This window comes from uncultured Sphingorhabdus sp., assembly GCF_937872355.1.
Taxonomy (GTDB): domain Bacteria; phylum Pseudomonadota; class Alphaproteobacteria; order Sphingomonadales; family Sphingomonadaceae; genus Sphingorhabdus_B.
The window spans coordinates 1-2,313 of record NZ_CALMSV010000052.1 but is presented as its reverse complement, the minus strand read 5'-3'; the positions used below and the strand labels follow the sequence as shown (position 1 = coordinate 2,313).

Below are 2,313 nucleotides of genomic sequence, written 5' to 3'. Positions count from 1 at the left end.
AGCCGAGCGCGCCGCCGATCCGCTTGCGACCTTCTCCCTGCCAGCCGCCGCCGATCCTGATGCCGATCAGTTCCTTCATCGGCGGTACCGCCTGCGGACAGGACGGCCAGGGATGCGCATCGATTGCCGACTCGACATTCTGAATCACCATCGACGTATCGAGCGTCAGCCGCACCCACATGTTGTGCAGCGGCTGTCCGGCAGCGCCGCGCTCGGTGTCGTAGGTTTTGGTGTCGATCATGTTGGCCTCGATATCCCAAAGGCCGTCGCTGCGTTCGAAGGCTTCACATACAATGCGCCGCGTATGGATATGCGTGCGTTCGACGGAAGGAACAGGCAGTGGCATGACAACCTTCTTTTTCTTCGCTCAGATGATCGACACGAGAGAGATCGACTCCTTGAGCAGTCTGGTTTTTCAACTCGCTGACCTCAAGTTATTTCCATTTCAGGCTCTGGCCTGAATGACGGCGTCGTTCGCGATGCTGCTCAATCGACGTTTCATCCCGTATTTCGCAGCACTTTCTTGTTGACGCCATCGAGAGTTCAGGAGCCGCGCAGCGAACCACTGACTTGCGTGCAAGCATTCAGAACCTGATCGGCAAGTCCCAGCATCCGCTCGGTTGTCAGCCGCTCTGCCGGTCCGGACACAGCGATCGCCGCCACTGCAACGTCGTCGCGCCCGATAATCGCGGCGGCAATGCTGTTGATGCCGACGCTCCACCCACTTTCGGTGCAACAGAAGCCCTGCTGTCGAATCACAGCAAACTCCTTGAGCATCGCCGCGGCCTTGATCTCCTTGCCGCGCGGGTGCTCGGCGCGAAACTGCTGAATCAAACTCTCGGCGTCGGACCGGAACGCGAGTTGCACGCGGCCGGACGCGGGAAACAGCGCGGGCGCGCGATGTCCCAACGGCGGCATCGTTCGAACGGGGACCGGCGCGCGGATCTGATCGAGATACATGCAGTCGAACCCGTCGAGGATGGTCAGATGAATCGTCTCCTGCGTCTGCTGATGCAGCATCTGCATGAACGGCCGCGCGGTGCGCACGATGGGATTCCGCGCGACCACTCTCATGCCCAGTTCCCACACCTTTAGCGTGGGCCCATAGCGACCGGATTGCGGATCGCGCTCGACGTAACCGAGGCTGACCAGCGTCGTGATCGTGCGATGGATGTTGCTCTTCTCGAGTCCCATCTCGCGCGCCATCGCCGTGACGCCGACCGGCGCGTCGGCATGAGCGATGCGGTCAAGAAGCTTCAGTCCCTTGACGATGGTGGTGTCCATGCTTGCCCGGCGCTGCTCGCTACATCGTTCCAAATTTCAGAACTTCATTCTATGACTTGGTATTCCATAGCGCAATCGCATGTTGCTTGACAAAAATTCCCCATCCGGCGACGCTGTACGGAACATAGTTATGAATAATAGAACACCTTCGGAGGACGTCGAGGACTGCGATCTTCGATTGTGTTCGCAGCAAAAAGAAGAAAGGCGCGCATGACAGACGCCGCACTCTCTCCCAGCAAACCTCCGCAAACGAAAACAACCGGATCTCCAACGCTGCCGCTCTCGGGCGTGCGTGTGCTCGATCTGACGCGCATCTATAGCGGTCCGTATTGCACGTTCCTGATGGCGATGGCCGGCGCCGAGGTCATCAAGATCGAGCCGCCCGAAGGCGAATCCGCACGCAAGCGCGATGCGCGCGAAGGCGCGGCCCTGCCCTTCGCGATGCTGAATGCGAACAAGCGCCTCCTCACGCTCAACATGAAGGACAAGCGCGGCGCGGAAATCTTCACCGAGCTTGTGAAGACCGCCGACGTGCTGGTCGAGAACTTCCGGCCGGGCGTGATGGACCGTCTCGGCTTCGGGTATGAGGCCGTGCGGGCGATCAACCCGAAGGTCGTCTACGGGTCCGTCACCGGCTACGGCACCGAGGGCCCTTGGGTCGACCTGCCGGGCCAGGACCTGCTGGCGCAGGCGCGGTCGGGGATGATGTGGCTTACCGGAAGTGCTGACGATGGCCCGGTGGCCGTCGGCTTGCCCATCGGCGACGTGCTGGCCGGTGCGGCGCTGGCGCATGGGGTGCTGGCGATGCTGTTCCGCCGCGAGCGGCACGGGATCGGCGGGCTGGTCGAAACCTCGCTGATGGAAGTGCTGGCGGATTTGCAGTTCGAGCTGCTGACCACCTGGCTGAACGACGGCGGGCGGATGCCCGTGCGGTCGGGGCAGAACCCGGCGCATGCCTATCTGGCGGCACCCTATGGGGTTTATCCCACGGCGGACGGCCACGTGGCGATTGCGATGGGCAAGCTGGAC

At 61.8% G+C, this 2,313-nt stretch carries 3 protein-coding genes; 1 reads left to right on the top strand and 2 read right to left on the bottom strand.

The window, feature by feature from the left end:
* Positions 1-346, bottom strand: a 346-nt coding sequence (locus Q0239_RS02475; RefSeq protein ID WP_298597879.1) for a DUF2889 domain-containing protein, incomplete at its 3' end; no start/stop codon positions are given.
* A gap of 197 nt (positions 347-543) precedes the next feature.
* Positions 544-1,284, bottom strand: a complete 741-nt coding sequence (locus Q0239_RS02470) for an IclR family transcriptional regulator (protein WP_298597874.1) — start codon at positions 1,282-1,284, stop codon at positions 544-546.
* Positions 1,285-1,494: 210 nt separating this feature from the next.
* Between Q0239_RS02470 and Q0239_RS02465 the strand changes: the two genes are divergently transcribed.
* Positions 1,495-2,313, top strand: an 819-nt coding sequence (locus Q0239_RS02465; protein WP_298597871.1) for a CaiB/BaiF CoA-transferase family protein, incomplete at its 3' end; no start/stop codon positions are given.